Source organism: Longicatena caecimuris (assembly GCF_004341945.1).
Lineage (GTDB): Bacteria > Bacillota_I > Bacilli_A > Erysipelotrichales > Erysipelotrichaceae > Longicatena > Longicatena caecimuris.
This window is the reverse complement of the sequence record NZ_SMBP01000004.1, coordinates 124,283-145,673: the sequence shown is the minus strand read 5'-3', so window position 1 is coordinate 145,673 and position 21,391 is coordinate 124,283. Positions and strand designations below refer to the sequence as shown.

The 21,391-nt window shown below is 38.3% G+C and carries 21 protein-coding genes and 1 riboswitch; of the genes, 3 read left to right on the top strand and 18 right to left on the bottom strand.

Annotation, left to right across the window (positions count from 1 at the left end):
• Positions 1 to 9 precede the first annotated feature (9 nt).
• From EDD61_RS03935 to EDD61_RS03895, 9 genes are all read right to left on the bottom strand, one after another.
• Positions 10 to 1,443 carry an amino acid permease gene (locus tag EDD61_RS03935; RefSeq protein WP_008978078.1) on the bottom strand — a complete coding sequence of 478 codons (1,434 nt, stop codon included), beginning with the start codon at positions 1,441 to 1,443 and terminating at the stop codon, positions 10 to 12.
• Between the two features lie 204 nt (positions 1,444 to 1,647).
• Entirely contained in the window at positions 1,648 to 2,619 is a 972-nt protein-coding gene (pta, locus tag EDD61_RS03930; protein WP_008690338.1) for a phosphate acetyltransferase, read from the bottom strand.
• A gap of 188 nt (positions 2,620 to 2,807) precedes the next feature.
• The gene (locus tag EDD61_RS03925; protein WP_008690336.1) at positions 2,808 to 3,623 is read right to left on the bottom strand and encodes a PTS system mannose/fructose/sorbose family transporter subunit IID; all 816 of its coding nucleotides are present in this window, start codon (positions 3,621 to 3,623) and stop codon (positions 2,808 to 2,810) included.
• Complete coding sequence (locus tag EDD61_RS03920) at positions 3,623 to 4,399, bottom strand: PTS mannose/fructose/sorbose/N-acetylgalactosamine transporter subunit IIC (RefSeq protein WP_008978077.1); 777 nt, start codon at positions 4,397 to 4,399, stop codon at positions 3,623 to 3,625. The genes EDD61_RS03925 and EDD61_RS03920 overlap by 1 nt, the downstream gene beginning before the upstream one ends.
• An 18-nt stretch (positions 4,400 to 4,417) precedes the next feature.
• Positions 4,418 to 4,900 (bottom strand): PTS sugar transporter subunit IIB, encoded by a 483-nt coding sequence (locus EDD61_RS03915; protein ID WP_008690331.1) that lies wholly within the window; start codon positions 4,898 to 4,900, stop codon positions 4,418 to 4,420.
• Positions 4,901 to 5,320, bottom strand: a complete 420-nt coding sequence (locus tag EDD61_RS03910) for a PTS sugar transporter subunit IIA (RefSeq protein ID WP_132224107.1) — start codon at positions 5,318 to 5,320, stop codon at positions 4,901 to 4,903.
• A 111-nt stretch (positions 5,321 to 5,431) separates the two neighbouring features.
• A complete protein-coding gene (locus EDD61_RS03905; protein ID WP_132224105.1) occupies positions 5,432 to 8,236 on the bottom strand; it encodes a sigma 54-interacting transcriptional regulator in 2,805 nt (934 codons plus the stop codon).
• Between the two features lie 31 nt (positions 8,237 to 8,267).
• Positions 8,268 to 9,149, bottom strand: a complete 882-nt coding sequence (locus EDD61_RS03900) for a sugar phosphate isomerase/epimerase family protein (RefSeq protein WP_132224103.1) — start codon at positions 9,147 to 9,149, stop codon at positions 8,268 to 8,270.
• Positions 9,150 to 9,164: 15 nt separating this feature from the next.
• The gene (locus tag EDD61_RS03895; protein WP_008978073.1) at positions 9,165 to 9,794 is read right to left on the bottom strand and encodes a YitT family protein; all 630 of its coding nucleotides are present in this window, start codon (positions 9,792 to 9,794) and stop codon (positions 9,165 to 9,167) included.
• Between the two features lie 102 nt (positions 9,795 to 9,896).
• Between EDD61_RS03895 and rpoN the strand changes: the two genes are divergently transcribed.
• Both rpoN and EDD61_RS03885 read left to right on the top strand, forming a co-directional pair.
• A complete protein-coding gene (gene rpoN / locus EDD61_RS03890) occupies positions 9,897 to 11,162 on the top strand; it encodes an RNA polymerase factor sigma-54 (protein WP_132224101.1) in 1,266 nt (421 codons plus the stop codon).
• A 56-nt stretch (positions 11,163 to 11,218) separates the two neighbouring features.
• Positions 11,219 to 11,317, top strand: a riboswitch (THF riboswitch).
• Positions 11,318 to 11,380: 63 nt separating this feature from the next.
• A complete protein-coding gene (locus EDD61_RS03885) occupies positions 11,381 to 11,926 on the top strand; it encodes a folate family ECF transporter S component (protein WP_132224099.1) in 546 nt (181 codons plus the stop codon).
• A gap of 154 nt (positions 11,927 to 12,080) precedes the next feature.
• Here EDD61_RS03885 and EDD61_RS03880 read toward each other — a convergent pair whose 3' ends face one another.
• The 4 genes from EDD61_RS03880 to EDD61_RS03865 all read right to left on the bottom strand — a co-directional run bounded on the left by EDD61_RS03880 (position 12,081) and on the right by EDD61_RS03865 (position 15,508).
• Positions 12,081 to 12,869: a 3D domain-containing protein gene (locus tag EDD61_RS03880; RefSeq protein ID WP_008978070.1), complete on the bottom strand. Its 789-nt coding sequence runs from the start codon at positions 12,867 to 12,869 to the stop codon at positions 12,081 to 12,083.
• A gap of 433 nt (positions 12,870 to 13,302) precedes the next feature.
• The gene (locus EDD61_RS03875) at positions 13,303 to 14,091 is read right to left on the bottom strand and encodes a histidinol-phosphatase (protein ID WP_132224097.1); all 789 of its coding nucleotides are present in this window, start codon (positions 14,089 to 14,091) and stop codon (positions 13,303 to 13,305) included.
• Positions 14,092 to 14,129: 38 nt separating this feature from the next.
• Positions 14,130 to 15,005: a YitT family protein gene (locus EDD61_RS03870; RefSeq protein ID WP_008690320.1), complete on the bottom strand. Its 876-nt coding sequence runs from the start codon at positions 15,003 to 15,005 to the stop codon at positions 14,130 to 14,132.
• A gap of 122 nt (positions 15,006 to 15,127) precedes the next feature.
• A complete protein-coding gene (locus tag EDD61_RS03865) occupies positions 15,128 to 15,508 on the bottom strand; it encodes a multidrug transporter (protein ID WP_132224095.1) in 381 nt (126 codons plus the stop codon).
• A 474-nt stretch (positions 15,509 to 15,982) separates the two neighbouring features.
• Here EDD61_RS03865 and EDD61_RS03860 point away from each other — a divergent pair, with 474 nt between their 5' ends.
• Positions 15,983 to 17,350: an NAD(P)/FAD-dependent oxidoreductase gene (locus EDD61_RS03860; RefSeq protein ID WP_008978014.1), complete on the top strand. Its 1,368-nt coding sequence runs from the start codon at positions 15,983 to 15,985 to the stop codon at positions 17,348 to 17,350.
• 225 nt (positions 17,351 to 17,575) lie between these two features.
• Here the strand turns inward: EDD61_RS03860 and EDD61_RS03855 are convergent, their stop codons facing one another.
• The 5 genes from EDD61_RS03855 to EDD61_RS03835 are packed head-to-tail and all read right to left on the bottom strand — an operon-like array spanning position 17,576 to position 21,358.
• Complete coding sequence (locus EDD61_RS03855) at positions 17,576 to 18,280, bottom strand: ATP-binding cassette domain-containing protein (protein WP_132224093.1); 705 nt, start codon at positions 18,278 to 18,280, stop codon at positions 17,576 to 17,578.
• Positions 18,274 to 18,996: a hypothetical protein gene (locus tag EDD61_RS03850; protein ID WP_132224091.1), complete on the bottom strand. Its 723-nt coding sequence runs from the start codon at positions 18,994 to 18,996 to the stop codon at positions 18,274 to 18,276. Before EDD61_RS03850 ends, EDD61_RS03855 begins: the two co-directional genes overlap by 7 nt.
• A 5-nt stretch (positions 18,997 to 19,001) precedes the next feature.
• Positions 19,002 to 20,207 carry a hypothetical protein gene (locus EDD61_RS03845; RefSeq protein WP_132224089.1) on the bottom strand — a complete coding sequence of 402 codons (1,206 nt, stop codon included), beginning with the start codon at positions 20,205 to 20,207 and terminating at the stop codon, positions 19,002 to 19,004.
• Positions 20,204 to 20,929, bottom strand: coding sequence for a hypothetical protein (locus EDD61_RS03840; RefSeq protein WP_008690314.1), 726 nt, complete (start codon positions 20,927 to 20,929; stop codon positions 20,204 to 20,206). Before EDD61_RS03840 ends, EDD61_RS03845 begins: the two co-directional genes overlap by 4 nt.
• A 51-nt stretch (positions 20,930 to 20,980) precedes the next feature.
• The gene (locus EDD61_RS03835; RefSeq protein WP_017144738.1) at positions 20,981 to 21,358 is read right to left on the bottom strand and encodes a GntR family transcriptional regulator; all 378 of its coding nucleotides are present in this window, start codon (positions 21,356 to 21,358) and stop codon (positions 20,981 to 20,983) included.
• Positions 21,359 to 21,391: the final 33 nt, after the last annotated feature.

Below are 21,391 nucleotides of genomic sequence, written 5' to 3'. Positions count from 1 at the left end.
ACTTTGTTTTTATTTTGTGCTAGCTTTTTCGTTTTTCTTAATCAAAGGCAGAATCATACCTAATGCAGTCAGAACGATTGGTGTCACTACGTTTAAGAACATAGTGAATAAATCATCTGAATACATACCCATGATACAGCAAGCTGCTGTGACAAAGAAGCACCAGAAGCCCATTACCAGTGCAACCGGCTGATTCTTCGTGAAACGATATTCCGGATGGAATTTATCTCTAGCTTTACGCAATGCGATATAAGCCGCAAATACCCACAGATAACGCAAAGGCATCGTTACAGAGTTCAGCTTGTTTAACTGTGCCAATACACCGGCTGCCCCTGAACCACCAATGATCTGAATCAGGATGATCGCACCTGATAGTGCAACAACCATCCAAATACCATTGATGTAAGCACCAAATTTGTTCTGTTTCAACAGTTTAGTTGGAATGAACTGACGTGCATCTTCGTTATCCAACAGCATACGCAATGGTGCATCAATGCTGACAACCAACGTAGAGAACTGACCGATTGCATTACAAGCCGCATAGATGATCATCAAAAGATTACCTACATGATAGTATTCACCCAGCTTCTGGAAGGCCCAGTAAGAACCATTGGATACATAAGAGTTAAAGCTTTCAGTAGAACCATTGATCAAAGCAGGATCAAACATCATGCCCATTGCAATTGTTCCCAGAATTGCACATACCATAACCATGATTGCCAATGCAATCATACCTTTTGGGAAGCCCTTTGCAGGATCTTTTACCTTGTTTACGTATGGTGAAATCTTCTCACATCCACCAACAGCAAATACCAGAATGGATAGTGATGTAAAGTAATTTACATTGAACTGTGGAATGATGTTATCCCAACTGAAATCCATGCTTAAGTAACCACCGTTTGGATTGATGATAGGTGCCGCAAACATCATGACGATGTAAAGAATTGACATAACGAACATACTTGTTCCTGCCAATGTTGCTAATTTCTTCAATGGATTTAAACCACGGCTGGCAACCCAGCAGAAGAATAAGAATACACCTAATGTTGCTAACTGCACACCGATCGTAGGGAAGGTATCGTATGTAGAACCATCTTGGAAGACCATCCAGCTTAACGCTTTCAAGCCGCCGCTGCCCTTACTTGCGATGTAAGTGATGTGGCATGCCCAATAAGTCCAACCTGCATAATAAGCAAATTTAGGACCGATTGTTTCGTGAATCCATGAAGAAACACCGCCACCTGAGTTTTTAAATGCGGAACCAAGTTCACCAACCATCAATGCATAAGGCACGAAGTATAAAGCGAACATCAGAACCCAGCTGAATATAACCTGAATACCGTTGAAATAAACGAAACCATTTAATACGTTTCCGAATCCCCAAACAGTAGAGAATGCCATGAAGGCAAGGTTATACCAGAGAATTTTCTTTGAACTTTCCATTGTAACCTCCTTAAACTCAACGTTCCAATAATAGCATAAATCAAAACTGAACGCTACAATAATTTAGCTTTATACTTACATTTCGTATATTTTGTCTATCGCATGAAAACATGAATTGCTAACTATTGGAATATCATTTTTAGATAATTACGCAAAAAAAGGAACCTCATCAAAAAGGTTCCAAATATGCTAAGCAATCGTTAATTAAATATCCATGTATTTCTGTGCAGCTGTCACAATCGCCATTTTGAATACTTCTTCGGCATTGCAGCCACGAGATAAGTCATTGATAGGTGCATTTAATCCCTGCAGGATTGGTCCGATAGCTTCCCAGCCGCCTAAACGCGCCGCGATCTTGTAGCCGATGTTACCGGCATCAATATTGGGGAAGATAAACGTATTGATCTTACCAGCCACCTTAGAATCAGGTGCTTTTAATTTTGCTACTTCTGGTGCTACGGCACAGTCAAACTGAATCTCACCTTCTACCCCGAAGTCTAATGGCATACGTTTTAAACGTGTTGCAGCCTCTTTTACTTTATCCACACTGCTGCCCTTTGCTGAACCTAAGGTAGAATATGATAACAAGCCAACACTTGGTTCAATACCAAACTGGCGAACCGTATGTGCTGTCTGTAAAGTGATTTCCACCAGGTCATCTGCACTTGGATCAATATTGATAGAGCAGTCACCCATAACCAACTGTTCTTTATCTTTTAATAAAATGAAACAACTTGATACGATAGAGTTTCCCGGTCTTGTTTTTACCAGTTGTAGTGCAGGACGCACTGTATCCGCTGTTGAATAGGTAGCACCACCTAACAAACCATCTGCACAGCCTAATTTTACATACATAGTACCGAAAAAGTTTGTTTTCAAACAAGCTTCACGTGCCTGTGCTTCATCTAATTTACCTTTACGTAATTCAACAACTTTGGTAACCATCATATCCATATTCTTATATTCTCTAGGATCCAGCATTTCAATGCCTTCCAGATCATATCCCAAAGATGCGGCAGCACCTGTAATTTCAGCACGGTTTCCTAACAGTACAGGCACCAGGATGTTTTCCTTATGTAAACGAACAGCAGCTTCCAGAATACGTGCATCTGAACCTTCTGTAAAGACGATACGTGTTCCTTTACCCTTAATTTTTTCAATCAATGTGTCAATCATGAAAATATCCTCTCTTTCTTATTTTCTTGCTTTACCATTTTTTATTATACACCGCTTGTTTGCATAAAAAAAGGATTTTTTCACAAATGATTATTTTCACAAAGAAAGATACTGCCATTTGTCAAAACGGTTATATAAAAGGATGGAAAAAGGGATACGTCTTTTGATACGTTCCCTTCTTTCATCTATTATCCTAAAATGCCAAAATAAGTTAATGCAATTGCTGCGATCATGATACCGAAAATCAATCTTACCGCTTCCTTGCCATTGGTTTTCTTCAAACGCCAATAACAGAATAGCGTAACTAATACCGGTAAGAAACAAGGCATGATCTTATCAATGAGTTCCTGAACGACAATCTTGCCATCACCACTGGCAAATTCTAAAGGGACACTTAATTTAACGGTTGTGGAAACCAAGCAACCGGCTACACAAAGACCTAAAACGGTAGCAGCACCGGAGATGCGTTTAATGACTTCATCACCCGAACCGGAGTTAATGATATCCATGCCTTTGGTATAACCGATACGGAAACCAAACCATTTCACTCCCTGATTGATAACATTGAAAACGACAAAGGTGAAGATTGCGCCAAAGATATTTCCGGTAACCGCCATAGTTGCGCCGATACTTGCGCAAATTGGCCACAAGGTAAACCAGAATAAGCCATCACCTAAACCGGCAATCGGTCCCATCAAACCTGTTTTAATGGAAGTGATGCTGTCTTTTTCCGCTTCTGGTGTATTTACCTCCAAAGCGGCGATAAGACCAAACAATAATGGAGCTAGGGTTGCATGTGTATTAAAGAATTCCAAATGCCGTTTGATTGCTCGTTCTCGTTCCTCAAGTGGTGCATCCTTATATAACCGTTTTAAAACTGGTGTTAAGGTAAACAAACAGCCATCCGCTTGTTGGCGTTCATAATTCCATCCCCATTGGAAGGTCAGATGATTGATAAACATTTCACGATAGACCTTATTGGTCATTTCAAATTTTTCACTCATTATAAATCAATGCCTCCTTCCAGCTCCATCGCTGTATCACGTTCTAATTTTTTACGTTGTACATAATTGTAATCGTGAATACCGGCAAATACGATGCCAATTAAAGAAACTCCTAATACCGGAAGACCTAAGTATGCGGCAAAGACAAAACCAGCCACCAGATACATCCACATATCTTTTTTCAACATCATTGTCAGCAACATACTAATACCTACAGCAGGAATGATACCGCTGGCAACATTTAAGCCATTAATGATAAATTCAGGCAACCATTCGATGAAATCAGATAATACGGTATTGCCAATATAAACAGCGATAAAACATGGAATCGCACGTGCTAAGAATAACAGAACACCACTATACAAATGCCAGCGATTCGCTTTGTTGAAGTCACCCGTCGCAGCATCAATTTCCGCGCGGTGAATATGAACGGATAAATAAGTTTGTAACAAGACAATCAGCTGCAGAATCAAGGTTGCTGCCGGAACGGCAAAGGCAACACCGGCTGCCACACCGCCGCCACTGGTAATACCCACAGTAACACCGACAATAGCTCCACCGGTGATATCGGGAGGTGTATAAGCTCCGACAGAATTTACACCCAGCCACATCAATTCCAAAGTACCGCCGATAATCAACCCCTGTGTAAGATCCCCCAGAATTAAACCGGTGATGGTTCCGGCTAACAGCGGTTTACGAATCTGCAGCTGCATACCTCCATCATCGAGTGAACAAAGACCAGCCCATAAGGCCACAAGCAATGCTTTCACTAACATAATCTTTTTCTCCTTTTCTTATTTGGTTTTTGTTAAGACATCTTTCATGTTTAATAATTCATCTCTTGGTACCATTTGTATTTGTACATCGATTCCCATTTCCACAAGTTTCTCAAACGCTTCCCTTTCCTTTGTCGTAACGGAAACAGCCTTGGCGATTTTAATTCGATCATTTTCAAAACGCATACCACCTACATTCAATACCGGAAAATTGACACCTCCTCTCGCCAAACGGTATGCATCAATCGAATTCGTTAAGATCAGCATCGTACGACGATGAATCGGATTCTTCTTATACACCTCAATAAAGGCATCTACACCAAAGACTTTTACCTTCACATTCGCAGGTGCCGTCATCGATATTACGGATTGTTGCATCTTATCTAATAAAATCTCATCATTAATGATCAATACCTGTTCAATCGAATAGTTGTTGATCCAAGTCGTCGCTATTTGACCATGAATCAATCGATCATCAATTCTCACTAACTCGATAGCCATTTACATTTCTCCTCTCTTATTCATGATGCGTAAGGATGAAGCCAAGATTTCTTTACTATCCTCAATCAGCTCACACACCTTCATCGCTGTTGTATTGCGGCGGTTCACAAGTTCCACCAGAATCGCTAAGTTATAGCCGGTCAAAACCGTGATATCTTCTTCATCCATCATTAAGCGAACAGCTACATTGTTTGGCGTTCCACATAATAAATCTGTGAATATCAATACCTCATCACATTGTTGATGCAAACTTTCATACGCACGCTTCATCTGCTGACGTGCTTCTTCATTGTTCATCTGCGGTGTTATGGACACACATAGCAGATGGTCACAGGGACCAATAATCATCTCCAGGCTGTCTTTAGCGCCCAGACAATACTGCCCATGACTTGCCAGCAGAATACCCACTTTACTCTCCATGTTCTTCCACGTCCTTTCACTTTTTTATTAGCAAATCTCATGCCAAAATTGAAAAAAGGCTTATTTATCAGCCTTTTCCTCTCTATGATACACATGAATACAGTGATGACATCAAATGGATACATGCGCATTCTCATCTGTATCATCTAAAATGATCTGCATAAGATAGTAACACTCTTCCTGATTGATGGTGATGTGAAAACTCGAACGAATTGCCTCCAGCTGCTCAGTTACGATTGTATACAGCTTTGAATGTTCCTTTACTTGTACCATTGTTTCTTCGTTTTGCTCAAAATGATATTCATCAAATAACAAACGTTCGATCATGCAAGACATATGAACAATCAAGCGTGTTAATGTTCGATTATTTAACGTCTTCTGTAATTCTTTTTCAACCCCTTCGATAAACTTCATCAACAATGGATAAAGTTTTTTAGAATTCAAATACATCAGATATTTATCAATCGATTCAAATGCTACATCGACAAAGACATCACGCTCAAAGCTTTTAACTACATCACTTTTATGAAGGACATCAATATCACCGATGATTTCAAATAAACGCTGCACCCCATCACTCATTAAGATATCTTCCATTGAAATAAAGGGATATTCATGAAGTCCTGGATCTACATTGCCGATCATACACAGCACTTCTTTGTTTTTGGAAGTTTCTTCTATCATACTGCGAATCTTTATCAAAGAATCATTACTCAGCGCAAGAATATCAATTGAAAAGATACCTTCCTGCTCTAACAAATCTTTTAAATATTTCTCTAAATAATGTGCCGTACCATCACCGGAATAACATATTGTATAAATGATTTTTTCACTGCTTTGCGCAATATGGTTATGAATATGATGTTCCAAGGTTGCATCGAGCTTTTGATTCATCCGCATGACATCCTGTAAAATATTACTCAGGGTATATTGCATAAAGACGGCTTTTCTTGCTGCATCAAGCAATAACAGAGTGTTGATTGTTGGGATGACAACTACATGATAAGATGTTTTCTGACGCAGCGTTTCTTCTAGGGAAGTAAGGGAACCCATATCGACAAATAATAAAATTTCATTCCCTTTTGGTTCCTGTTTGATCTTAAGAATCAACTCATCCATAATTTGATTTACATTTTTGGTCAAAGGCATATCCATCGGAATCAGATAATGGATTGATAATAATTCATTGACCACATCGGCAATATTACTTGCCAGACTTGTCCCATGAGCAACAACAAACATACTAATACCACAGCTTTGTAAGGTATTCGTTGTAAAGGTATTTAAGATACATGCTAAGGTATGCAGTTCCTGTGCAGGAATGCGCAAATGAAAATGTTGTTCAATCGCACGAATGAGACTGCGGGCATCTTCCATGGTCGCCACATCATAATCCTTCAGATCCTCTTCATGAGAAAAGGCATCCAGACGATTCTCACGGATATTTTTTAAATAAAAGGCAAGTGCCGCGCTTTGGCTGCGGCCAATAAGCACATTCATATTATGTAATACCCATTCATGAATAAAAGCCATAATTTCACGGATTTCGGTATCTATGATAAAGGATGGCAATTGATCATGTTCCAATGAACGGGCTATCTTTTCTACATACTCCTCAAAGGAAGTCTGAATATCTGATTTCGTTACATCTAATTGTGGTGGCGCAAATAAGGCCGTGTCATCTTCTTCAACCATAATTACATCATATGGCTCTACGATATACGTATCTTGTACCAACACCTTTTCAATCTCTCTTCGCTGTTCGATATCCAAATCACTCATACCATCTTTAACCTGATAAGATAAAGCATAGTTATGAATACGTATTTCATTGGTTATTTCCTTATTTTGTTGATCACGCATTTCAAGATAACTGCGGGCAATTGCCAGTTTTATATCATTCTTTAATTGTCCGATGTTGCCCTTGGGCTGATAAAGCAGTAAAGTTGCCATTGTATCCTTATCTATCACGATCGGACAACCGATAGCAGATGCTTCTAATGAAAATAAATACAAGATCATTTGTTTACGTTCATTAAAAGATTTCTCTTTCAAACTTGGTATTTTTATGACCATCGGAATTCTTCGTAAAAAGGTGGTTAATAAATGATTATCCGGATCTTCAGTAGTTGCTAAAACTAAGGTTACTTTTGCCTCATGCTCACTGTTAGCTTCTCCCAGCATACGATACTTTTTCTTATCGATGAAATAAAACAGCATCTCTTGTCCTTCGGGTGGTAGACGATGCACTTCATCTAAAAACAGCATACCGCCATCCGCTCGTTTTAATAAGCCTTCCTTTGTTGCATCGGCTCCGGTATATGCCCCTTTGACACTGCCAAATAGCTGTGAAAGTAACAATTCTGCATTGTTGGCATAGTCGGCACAGTTAAATACGACAAACTGACTATCAGCAGTAAAAATGCCCTCTTTTTTTCCAAAGGTGAAGATTTTCTCGGCAAACAAACTTTTTCCGACGCCACTTTCACCCAACAGCATCGTATGCAAAGCTCCTCCCGGATACAATATTCCTGCCTTTGCCGAAAGAATCGCATTCTTTAGGCTGGCATTATATCCGATTAACGCAGTAAAGGGATCTTCATAATCTCTTACCTCATGAAGATCACCTAATAATTCATTCAAATTGGAACAGGTTGTTTGTGCTGACAGCGTCTTATGCGTTACTCGCATAAAATGTTCCTGTGAATAAAACCGATACATCTTATTACCGCAAATCTTGATAACCTTGCCTTCTTGAAATAGCTTATTCACATCTACATTCACATTATTGCGTAACAGATGCAATTTCTCAGCAATTTCATAAACACTGATCCCCTGTACGCCTTGTTTTAAATCGGTGAGCGTGTGTGTTTGACAATAAGCATTGATTACTTGCATAATACTATCCTTGCGCATATTCACACCTCCTGTGTATGTGTATTATACATTATTTTACTAAATTTGTGATGGTATGGTAAGCGAGATGAGCATAGTCTACACAGGAAACTTTTGGTAATTTTTCACACATTGCGCATGTTTCTAACGACACAACACCATCAAATTTTATCTTTTTTAATGTATTCACAAAACGTTTCCAATCAATTGTTCCCATTCCACATAACAAATGCTGATCTAGGGCGGCATAATTATCATGAACATGCAAAACCTCAACATAGGAGCCTAACACTTCGGCCATATAAGAAGGATCTATGCCATTCACATTGGCATGACCGGTGTCCAGGCAAGCCACAAATACATCACGGGAAAGTTCTTGCAGATATGCCAGGAGTTCTTCTGCGGTGCGAAAAATGGTATCAACAGGTGTGTGTGTGATAGGATGATAGGCAAACATATTTTCTAAGGCGATCTTTACATGATGCTTTCTTGCCAATTCCTCATATTCCCGATACATTGCTAAATTATATTCCTTGGCATACGCATGTGCTTCTGCACTGCCATAATGTAGCAGTTTGCGTGGATGCATCACCATATAGTTACATCCTAACAACTCAGCAACCGCAAAGCCGCGCATCGTCATTTTCTTTAAAAAGGCCTCTTGCTTCTTTTCTTCTGGTGTAGCTGCTACATCAATGCGTCGATGGTACAACGGGGCATGCATCTGGTGAATACGTATACCAACTTCATCAGCGACGGCTTTTAATTGTTTTGCATAAGCGACATAATCCTCTTGATCATAGATAGAGCCTTCATAGGCATGCATATCATAACTATAATCAACGGCATCAAAGCCGATTTCCTTATATATCCGTAACACATCTGTTTCACTATAATGATGAGCCAGTTCTTCTGTTGTCATTCCATAGTACATATCCTTTCCTTCCTTTCATGATTTTACGATACACTTTGATACAGTTGCCTCATCGCAGGAAGCTTCCTGTATTTTCTGTTCATTCCTTTGTAGGAGTAGTTTTAATACCTGTGTCTGTAAGATGGTAAAACCAATACCGATCAATATCGAAATGCCGCCATAGGAAGCAAAGCCTAATAAGATAACACCAATATTGATATAGCGCATCGTTATGGCAACATCCAGTTTTTCATAACGTTTATGTAAGACAAGTGCTAAGACATCAAACCCCACGGTGCTAGAACCGGCACTGATACATAAATAATATCCTATTCCTACCAGTATGGCCGCTAAGATAATTGCAGGTAATACTGGTATGGACAGGCTATAACCGATTGCGTGAAAACTGCTGAACATGACCATATAACAGATACTGCTAAGCAATGACTTCATCAAAAATGCTTTTCCCAGGAAATACAGACAAATCCCCAACAGCACTACCGTAACACAATTGGTTATGACACTGATATCCACTGGAAGAAACGCATGCAGAATCATGGAAAAGGAGGTCACTCCGCCATTTACCACATGACGAGGTACCGTGATAAATGCATAGGCCGATGTAATACATATATTTCCAATTACGATACGCAAAATTTCCCTCATAACAAACACCTCCACCTTTTTTGTAGCAATTTCCATGCCAATACACGAACAAGGTATTTCTAAAAGCGCTTACTTACGTTATAATACATACAGGTGATGTATATGAAAATGAAACAGGAAATGCGTCCTACACTAAAACAAAAACAAGTCTTAACCATGAAACAGCAGCAGGATCTTAAGATCCTGTCCTTTTCCAGCAGTGAATTACAGACATATATTGAAGAACAGGTAGAAAGCAATCCCTTATTGGAACAGGATATCCAATATGAAACCGGCTATATCCAAAAGTGTGAGCGCAATTTTGAACTTATGATGAATTATGTCATTCAAGAACAAACACTCAGTGAGGTATTGCAGGAACAAATTCATCAATACAATAAACCACTTTTTGTTGATTTAGCCGTATTTCTTGCGGATCTATTGGATGATAACGGCTATCTGCCTTATTCCAATAAAGCTATTCAGCGATATTTCCCACAATATAGCTATGATGATATTGAAGAAACAATCAATATTTTACAAAGTTTTGAACCAAGTGGTGTAGGAGCCAGAAATCTTCAGGAATGTCTTTTAATACAACTGGCAAACCTTGCTCATCCCTATGCGAAACTGGCCATTCTTTTGGTGAATGAATATTTAAGTGAACTTGCTCAACATAAGTTAACGATTTTGGCCAAAAAGTTGGATGTGGCTATCACCGATATTCAAGAGGCTTTAAAACTAATCCAAAGCCTTCACCCAAAACCAGGATCGATGTATGCTGCTACTGCGGTATATTTGAATCCGGATGTTTATGTCGCCTGTGAAGATGGAGAAATCACGATTGAATTATTCCGTAACACCTATGGACTGCGTATGAATATGGAAGACTTTCCTGCTCATTATGAAGAAATGAAAGACTATTTGAAGCAAGAAAAGAAAAAAGCCGAAAGTTTATTAAATGGTATAAAAAAACGCAGTGACACACTGCTGCACTTAACAAAAGCCATTGTGGCACATCAACTGCCTTTTTTCACAGAAGGAAAACCGTTACAGCCGTTAACCATGAAAACCATTGCGGATGCCTTATCTATGCACGAATCAACCATCAGTCGTTGTGTAGCCAGTAAATCCATGATTTTTCAAAATCAGACCATTCCGTTAAAATACTTCTTTGTTCACGCCTTATCAAATGGCAGCGTAAAAGAAGTACAGGAACGCTTGAAAGAACTCATACGAAACGAAGATCACAAGAAGCCCTACAGCGATCAAAAACTATGCGATATCTTACTTCATGAAGGCTATACGATCTCACGAAGAACCATCGCCAAATATCGGGATGAATTTAAAATTCCATCAGCTGCGAAACGAAAATCTTATGAATCCTAAATTTCGATAATTTTTTTCTTGTAAAATACTACATACTATCCTATAATCAGCATGTAAGCAGAGTAGAGATTGAAGCGTTAAGTATCCGCGAACGGGGAGTTGTCGTCGGGGCGAAAAGAGTTTCTCTTGCGATTTCAGTCTTGCATCCCGCTGTTGCATAAGAAAAAAGGAGATACCTCTTTTTCCGTATGCATCACAGGAAAAGGAGGTATTTTTATATGAACTTTGCGAAAGAAATTATGCAGTTGCCAAAATTAATCAAAGAAAGCAGTAAAGAGATGAAGAAAGTGAAATCCATTTGCGGATGTGCGATGCTGACAACGTTAAATGTAGTAGCAGGCACCTTCTTTATTCCTCTTTCACCAACTTTACGTATTGGCTTCTCAAGTATATTTGCCGGTGTTTCCGGTATGATCTATGGGCCTGTGTTAACTGGCTTTGCCGGCATCATTGCCGATACCTTAAAATACATTGCCCGTCCGGATGGCCCGTATTTTCCCGGTTTTGCCTTGAATGAATTTTTAATCGGCATGATCTATGGCTGCTTTTTCTACAAGAAAGAATTATCGTTTCTCCGTGTTTTAGCCGCTCGATTGTGTATTACCGTCTTCATTAATCTTTTCTTAACTTCGTTATGGTTAAATATACTGTATCAAAGCCAGCTTTTTACCCTGTTGCGTATTTTCAAAAATGTAATCATGTTCCCTATCGATGTTGCCCTGTTATACTTTGCTTTAAAAGCAACAAAACGTATCCCTACGTGAGGATACGTTTTTTTATGACTATATGTCATCACGTTGCTTATAATCAGCTTAAAAAGCCTTTCAAAACCTTAAGTCGTTTATAAAATAAAAGAACCCCAAAAGGTGGATAACTACGATAAGGGGTTCAGTATAAAGATATTTACGTTTTACTTTACTATAGAGCACAGCTGCGTGGCCCGCTTTTACCGCCAACACGGATGATTTCCGCTTTCGGTGTGGTTTGTTTTACTTTAACAATGGCACCGGAATTTTCTCTTCCGATATATAAATCCAGATGACTTCCATAAATGGCTCCACCGCGATCTAATACGATTGCGTAATAAGGTTTATCCGGTGAAATACCACTGCCGCTAAGTCCATGGTTGCTAATCTTAATGATGGAGCATAAAGGAATACTTGGATCAGCTGCTATGATGTAATACTTCCCATATCGAATGCCTCTTTGCCAGCTGCCATCCGGCATCATAACGCCCATATCGGCATCCAAAGTAACGCCAAGTGAAGTTCCTCCACGTCCATCTTCACCGCCACAGCCATAACAGTCAACACCATAGGTTGTTGTCATAGGAGTAAAGGTTCTCGCCTCACGTTTTGCCTGTTCTTGTTGCTTTTTGCGAATGCGTTGATTCATTTTCACACTGTAATTTTTTATCGCTTTCTGTGTACGAAGGCTTCCTTTAACATCTCGGTTTTGTAACAGTGTGCTGAATCTTTGTGATACACTTGCATCATTTGCCATGAGCGAAAGTGCGGATACGTCCTCGGTGATATTCATCATTTCAGTTGTATGAAGTGCAGGCATCTGCGCTGCATCTGTTTTATTAATCGTTGTTATGTTCGCAGTGCTTAGCGTCTGTGTTGATGTCGATTTACTCCCGCTTGCACACCCATATAAAGCGAAAACACTGATGAATAAAGCGAATTTTATTCGTTTTGAGTTCATTGATGTTCCTCCTTTTGTACGAAACAAGCAATAGTCTAGCATACTTTTTTCAACTTGTCCAATTTTTTTGCTTTTTAACATGTGTTATTACCTATTTTTCCCTTAATTTATAACTTTATACCGAGAATTTTTCTGTCGAAATTTAGTTTTATGCCCTAAATATCGTCCCACTATCAAAATATGTATGTTGCAAAGCTTTATAATATGCGTAAAATCACTTGTGAATTTCGTTATATTTTCACATATAAAAGTGTTTTTTATCTTTTGTTTCATTTTCTGAAATCGGTATCACTCCCCTGTTTATCAGATATTCTGAAATTATCCGGCAATTGTGAAAAAGCAAAGAAAAACACCTGTAAATTACTGGGAATTTCTCCTCGTTTTACAGGTGTCATCAACAAATTCTTCAAATCACAAAACCCAATTCGCGCCTTTATAATTTTTTCTCAAACATAAGTTTTGTGCGTTTATGCAAATTTAAACCATAAACAATTTCATGATCGACAATTTCAAAACATTTTTTATCTGCATATTTTTCAGGTGTATGAGCATCCAGTCCATAGACTACATCCACAGGATACTGTTCTGCTACTTTCCAGAACGCGCGATATGGATAAGTATAACGCCATTCCTCACCAATCTGGCGTTTACCATATTTCAATCCATTTAGGTTTATCTCAATAGGAATGTTGGCATCACAGGCACTTTGACAAATGATGCGTGCTGCTTCCTCACATGCAGGTGTCCACTGTGGCTTACTGAACATAAATAAGTCAGGATGTGCGATAATATCCGGAAGTCCTTTTTCACACGCTTTACGGATAAGATTTGCATAGCGCAATACATCCTCATCCGTATTCGCTTCATAAAATTCCGGTTCATACAAGGCCGGACCATGCTGTCCGATAATCATATAGTCAAAGCGATCGCGATATTCCAACAATTCTAGCAACTGATCTTCAAAATACTCAAACTCTAAGCCAATGCGTATTTCAATTTCCTTTTCATATTTCTTCTGCAACGCTTTTACACTGGCGATATAGCCTTCCAATGCTTCCTTATCCATACGCTCTCCCGGTGTATGAACACCTGCATATGGCGCATGATCACTAAAGCCCATAACTTGAAAACCGTTGGCAATGGCTGCTTTTACATATTCTTCATCTTCTCCAATGGCATGCTCGCAGCGTTTTGTATGACTGTGATAATTAAAGTTCTGCATAGTTGATCTCCTCATCCTTATATAATATGATGTTTCCCTTATAACTCTTCTTCATAAGTAAAGCCTAATCCCTGTACTTCATTTGTATCTGTCACAATTACAAAAGCTTCTGCATCAATGTGACTGATCATATGCTGTAACTCCGGCAGCTGTTTTTTCGTTACAACAACCATTAAGACCGGTTTTCGCTCATTTGAATATCCGCCATTGGCCTCAAGAATGGTCGTGCCTCTTTCCAAACGTTCATGAACCTTATTCATGATCTCTTTATACTTTTCGGAAATTATCATAACGTTTTTAGCATCATGTCCACCTATCAACATGGTTTTATTGATCATAAAGCTGCTGACCCAAACAGATAAAATACCTGTCAATGCTGCCTGCAAGCCATATACCGCAGCCCCCAGTAAGACAGTCAATGCATCAATAATCAATACCAGAGATGGTAAAGGAATATGCGTGTATTTATTTATGATCAGTGGTGGAATGTCCATACCACCGGTGCTTGCGCCGGTACGGAAAACACAACCGACCCCAATCCCCATCAAAGCACCTCCATAAATAGTCGCCAAATATTTATCCATAATAAAAGTATCTGCCGGTATATAATGCGCTGCTAAAAATGATAACAGTGATAAGAATAATGGATAACAGATGGTACTTAAAATGGTCTTCATCGCAAATTTCTTTCCTAATATGAAAGAACCTGCCACGAATAAAACAACGGTTAATACATTTATCACAATTTCCGGTGTAACATGAATTAATGGCTCTAAGGCAATCGCCACACCAGCTAAACCTCCGGTCAATACATTATTGGGCAATATGAACCAGGCAACACCGATTGCCAACGTAATATTACCTGCTAAAATCCAAGCCAGATCCCGCAGCGTTTCTTTTGTATTCAGCTGCACAATGACCACCTCATTTCATAACGTTAATATTATACCATTCTTTTTTTTCTTCGTCTTCTAAAACCTAAGCACATTCATAATATTTACAAGCCATAAGAAAAGCATGAAACCTATGTTCATGCTCAATGAAATAATTCTTGTAGGAAAGAGCGCGGTTGTACTTTTGGCATACAGACACTTTGGGCAACCAATTCACCTGTGATGGTCGTCCCTTTCCCATCTCCTTCTATGATATGCAGATGGTTCTTTTCCCATTTGGCATGTACGTTATCAGACACCTCAAACATATCTAGATTATGTAATACCATTAAAATATAAGATTCTTCATGTACACCGCTCACCAATTCGGTATATGCATCTTGCATCTTTTCCTTAAACGGATATGTTTTTTGTGTTGTACTGTCAAAATGAATTTCATACTGCAAGGATGTCTTACTGCTACAAGTCATGATCGTCATAAGCACTGCCAGCCAAATACCTCCAATTACCATATATTTCTTCATACATTCACCTCATAGCTGAAGTATGCTCTATCTATCTTGTTTTAAACATAGCCGCTCACAATTTTATCCAAGTTCTCCATCACAAATACTGAAATGGAACATACACATGCAAAAGAATCATACTTAAATATGCTATAAATTATATAAACTCACAATGAATATACAAATTAGTGGTATAACAGAGGGGATTCGGGCTTAGCTTATTAAATGACGATACATACTAAAAAAGCCTTCTAGCTAAAAAGATATTTACGCTCAACCACCATAAAGATACTATTCTCGATAAATTGTATCATCGTTTTCCTTATAATATATTAAAGAAAACAGCCAACAAGTAAGACAATCACACTCTTATTCGATAAAACGATTCGTTAATAAAGACAAAACACTGGTATTTTAACAGGAATGTGTTAAAATACTCTAGGAAATTTCACGTTTCCCTTAAACTAGTCATGTAAGACACGGAGGTAAACTATGAAGTATGATTTGCTGATAATCGGGGCAGGGCCCGGCGGGATTTTTTCGGCTTATGAAGCAATGAAATTAAACCCTGAATTAAAGATCGGTCTATTTGAATCAGGCACATCTTTGGAAAAACGTAAATGTCCAATCGATGGTGATAAGATCAAATCCTGTGTAAATTGCAAATCTTGCAGTATCATGAATGGATTTGGCGGTGCCGGCGCTTTTTCTGATGGTAAATATAATATCACGAACCAATTCGGCGGAACACTTTACGAATATATCGGCAGAAATAAAGCCATAGAGTTGATGGAGTATGTGGATAAAATTAATGTTGAAAATGGTGGTAAAGGTACAAAGCTTTATTCTACCGGCAACACACATTTAAAAAAGGTATGTATGCAGAACGATTTACATTTGCTAGAGGCAAGTGTTCGTCATCTTGGTACCGATGTAAATTACATTGTACTGGAACACCTGTATCATCAATTAAAAGATCAAATCGACATTCATTTTAATACCCATATCGATAAGGTAGAAAAAGTAGAGGATGGTTATCGTATATGGAGCGGTGAACATAGCTTTACCGGAACCAATTGCATTATCTCTACTGGTCGTAGCGGCAGTAAGTGGATGGAAGCTATTTGTGATTCTTTGCATATTCGCACGAAAAGTAATCGCGTGGATATCGGTGTTCGTGTAGAGCTTCCTTATCGTATCTTCTCTGATCTGACAGATGAACTTTATGAAAGTAAAATTGTTTACCGAAGTGAAAAATATCAAGATAAAGTACGTACGTTTTGTATGAATCCACGTGGTGTAGTCGTAAGTGAGAACACCAATGGCATCATTACCGTAAATGGTCATAGCTATGAAGATCCAAAACGTTATACCGAAAACACCAATTTCGCGCTTCTTGTCAGCAACCATTTTACGGAACCATTTAAAAACAGTAATGAATATGGCGAAAGCATTGCCCGTTTATCGAATATGTTAGGTGGCGGTGTCATTGTTCAGCGCTTCGGTGATTTGATTCGAGGACAACGTAGTACCGAAGGACGTATAGCAGAAAGCTTTGTCACACCGACGTTATCCGCAACTCCCGGCGATTTAAGTCTGGTAATTCCAAAACGTCAGTTGGATGATATCATTGAAATGATTTATCGTTTGGATAAGGTTGCACCCGGGACGGCAAATGATGATACCTTGTTGTATGGTGTAGAAGTCAAATTCTACAATTTAGAAGTAGAAATTAATAAAAATCTGGAAACCTGTCATAAAGGGTTATTCGTTATTGGCGATTGCAGTGGCGTTACTCATTCCTTAAGTCATGCCAGTGCCAGTGGAGTGCATGTTGCCAGATATTTATATCAGAAATAGAGCAAAAATGAAAAATGAAGCACAAAAAAGGTTTGTATCCTTAGGTGAATATAGTAGCCTGATACAAACCTTTTCCTTTTATAATTCGCTTCTTCAAGCTTTCGTATAAGCCTTTCTTAAAATAGCGAAGAATATACATAATACTTCTAAAATAAGCTGTATGATGTATAAAAAACCATCATTTTATACTTTATATAGCTATTTATAGTATATTTCTACATTCTCTTATTCTCTGTTTTCCTTATCTTTTTCAGGGCGATAGGCAGCTAAACGTGTTTTCAGATCTTCCCCTTGCTCATGCAAATCATCCATAGTGAATACTTCTGCTAAGCGTCCATTTTCTAAAACAAGACAGCCATCCGCAATTGTCTCAATTTCAGCGATATCATGTGTGGATATTAACAAAATTCGTTCTTCCATAACTTCTTCTAAAACAGCATGAATACAATCTTCCTTAGCATACATATCCAAAGAAGTAAAGGGTTCATCCATTAATATCAATTTGGCATGTTGCGCAAAAGCAGCGGCCAGTTCTATTTTCATCTTTCCCCCTTTTGATAAAGACGCTATACGCTCTTGTGCATCTAGTTCAAAACGATTGAGAAAATGTAAGTAATCCTCCATTGAGAAGGATGGATAGTACTGCGCTAGAAATTGTCCGTATTCCTTTCCTTTCATATAAGGAAGACTACTGCCATCAGCACTTGCAAATGCGATATCCTGCAACTGTTCACAGGCAGGCTTTCCATTTAGCAAAATCTGTCCTTTATCTACTTCTAATAAGCCTAATATACACTTCAACAAGGTTGTTTTACCACTGCCATTGCGCCCTAAGATGCCATAAATTTCCCCTGACTGAAACGTAATTGTTATATCGTGGATACCCTTATCTCCTAAAAACAATTTTTCAACATGATGCAATTCTAGCATGTCCTTACCTCCTGTTTCTTCCTTTTCCAACACTGTGTAGCTACACCAATATTCGCGAAGATGCACAATGTATAGAATAGTATTTGAAAATATTCAGTCGTATACGTAATACGTAAGAAACAAACACATAACGAGAAAATTAAATACATCTTGGTGATAGGTTTCACCTGTTCTTTCCATAACGTCATGACCGCTGCGACAAGCAAGCTGGATAACTGCACAATTAATAAAATCATGCTGATAAAACTTAACACATTCACAGGCAAAAGCTTTGCCATAATCGTTTGTTGTTTTACCATTTGCCAAAACACCGGTGAGACATCGTTCACTTTGATATTCGTTGCCAGATAAGCGATAGAATGTTTATAATAGATGCCGTAAAACAGGAGATAGCCTATCATGAGAATACCCGCTATCACGATAATGTCGGCGATGACCTGTAAGAAATGCTGCTGCATCACCAATTGCCAACGCACCTTCCCTTTTTGATACCATGTGTACAATTGTAGAAAAGCGATAAGCAAAACAGGAACTACAAAAAACAAAAGCATAAGAAATGACATATCTGTTTCTTTCGGATAATCATGGATCTCTTGATATACACAATGAAAGTTATCAGAGAAATTCAGAAAGGTAAATGCTAAGCCATACAATAGTAAGATTTTCCACCATAATATGCTAAGATGATGCCTTATCTGATGCAGAACCACCTTCATGATCATCACCTCCGGATACGCGCTTGATAAAACATATAATACGCATCTTCATCTTCACGATAGTCACCTAACTGCCATTTTCCTTGATACACGTTTTGTTCATGTTCTATGACTTGGATATAGATACAAGATGCATCTTGCGTCAACACATAAGTTTTCCCATCACGATAATACACATCATCAACACTAACATTATCTAATTTAATCGTATCATAAGGGCATACACATGAGAGTTTCATCGTGTTGGTATCTAGACGATATAGTTTTCCATCCGCAAAATAATGGATATAGCCGTCGTTTTGCCATGTAAACTCATCGAATAATATTTTTTGTTGGGTTTTTAACTCTTTCTGTAAATTCCCTTTTTCATCATAGAGCATAGCATAAGTATTTCCCTTCGTATCATAGGCAATCACCAACAAACGATCAGCAACCTTTTCCATGATAAAATAAGAACGCTTAGCCGGCAGTGTAACCATTGGTGTAATTTCTTTTATCTTAACTTTATTCTCCTGTATCAAAGCTTTATCTTGCGATTCACAACTGATTTTATAAATATGATTAGCGCCGTGAAATTGTGTATTTGTCTGGGGCATGAAGTAGTAAACATTCTCATCTTTACCACGAATCAGACTTTCCGTAGGAAGAACATCTGTATACTTTTGTACTCCTCTTTCATTTACATCCGTATCCAATTGTTCTAACGTGATATAAGAAGTATCATCCGTTTGTTCCTTTATATCATAAAGTGTTTCCTGTAATTGATAGTGCTCATTGGATTTTACATGCTGTGTAGGTATTTTTATATTATTTGAACTATAGAACACATAAGCCGCATCAGCCTGTGGTATAACTCTTTTTATCTCATGTCCCTCTTCACTTAGATTCTTTGGTTTTCCTATGGCCTTTTTTGTCTGTTCATCCATTTCAAAAATACGTTCCATAGAAATTTCATAATCTTTTTGCTTTTCTTGTGTACTTTGACGAGTATATCTTTGGGTGATCTCTCCATCTTTAAGATCGAGATATAGGGTTCTGCCCGAATCTTGCATGCCGAATGTTGTTTCGATCGTCATCCCCGCTAAGGCGGATCTTGCTTTATCACTATTATCAAATGGAATATCTTTAGGAAATAATTGATTGACATGATAACCAAGGCATGTCAACAGCAATACTGTTGATGTTGTAAGATATAGTATAATTTTTTTCATATGGATTTCCTCCTGACGAATGCATGTTCCAACTTTCGATGCAATAATAGAATAAGCAGCAAAGCTTCTCCGGCAAAAATTTCATAGCGGTAAGGTAACATCAGAGAAGAAGAAAACAAAATCATATTCAGAAAAAGGATGATGACAAAGGTTATGAGCAGCACCATAATTAGGCTTATACGGCGGTCTAAATCAATTGCCGTAAAAGAGAAAGCGACCATGATATAGGCAATACCTAATAAAATAAGCAACAGACAACCACATTCAATAGCATTGATTGGCATCCAATCAGTAATGGAGATGAGCAAAGTTGCATACGCATATAGATTATTCATAAAAGGAAAGTGAAACGGTTGAAGGGCAATCATCATAAACCATACAAGAAAAGGGACACTTGCCAGCAATAAGACACTCGCATAATTGAAGAGTACTTCGCCAAAGATAAAAGAACGTTTCGATACCGGCAATACCTGTATGCGGGTAAGTCCGCCACTTTTGGCAAAATGGGTGAATCGCTTTACCTGTATCCATAATAATAGGATAAACCCTATGAGGATTATCATGATGTTTATTCCCATATCATGATAGTATAAGAGTTCTATATTTTTTAATTGCAGAAACAGCCATGTTCCTTCTGCCAATAGCACACAAAGAAATAAAAGGATAATTTGTGAGATTGCTGAGCGGCAAGTCATATTCATTAATTTCAACATGTTTTTCATAAGCTTCTCCTTACTGTATTATATTCATAATACACTCATTCGATAAAAAAATTATATTTTATCCCATAATGTGGTCATGATAGCAATCGTCTGCTGAAAATTCATGCCACAGCTTTTACAATCCGTGATAAAGGTTTTTACTTGTTGTTCTATGAGCTGGCAGCGAATACGTTCTTTGGTGTCTTGGGTTACGACAGCAATACTGCGAATATTGGATATTGTACGAATAAATCCTTCATCTTCCAGTAATTTATAGGCCTTTTGAACAGTATTAGGATTAATGGATAAGCGCAAAGCCAACTCTCGGCGACTCGGCATATCTTCACCATCCACAATTTCTCCCAGTAAAATGCCTTTTTTGATATAGTCAGCTAATTGCGGATATACAGCAGCTTTTTGATGAAATTCTATATCCTGCAGTTTTATCACGATACCACCTCCTAACTGTATTATACCCGTAAT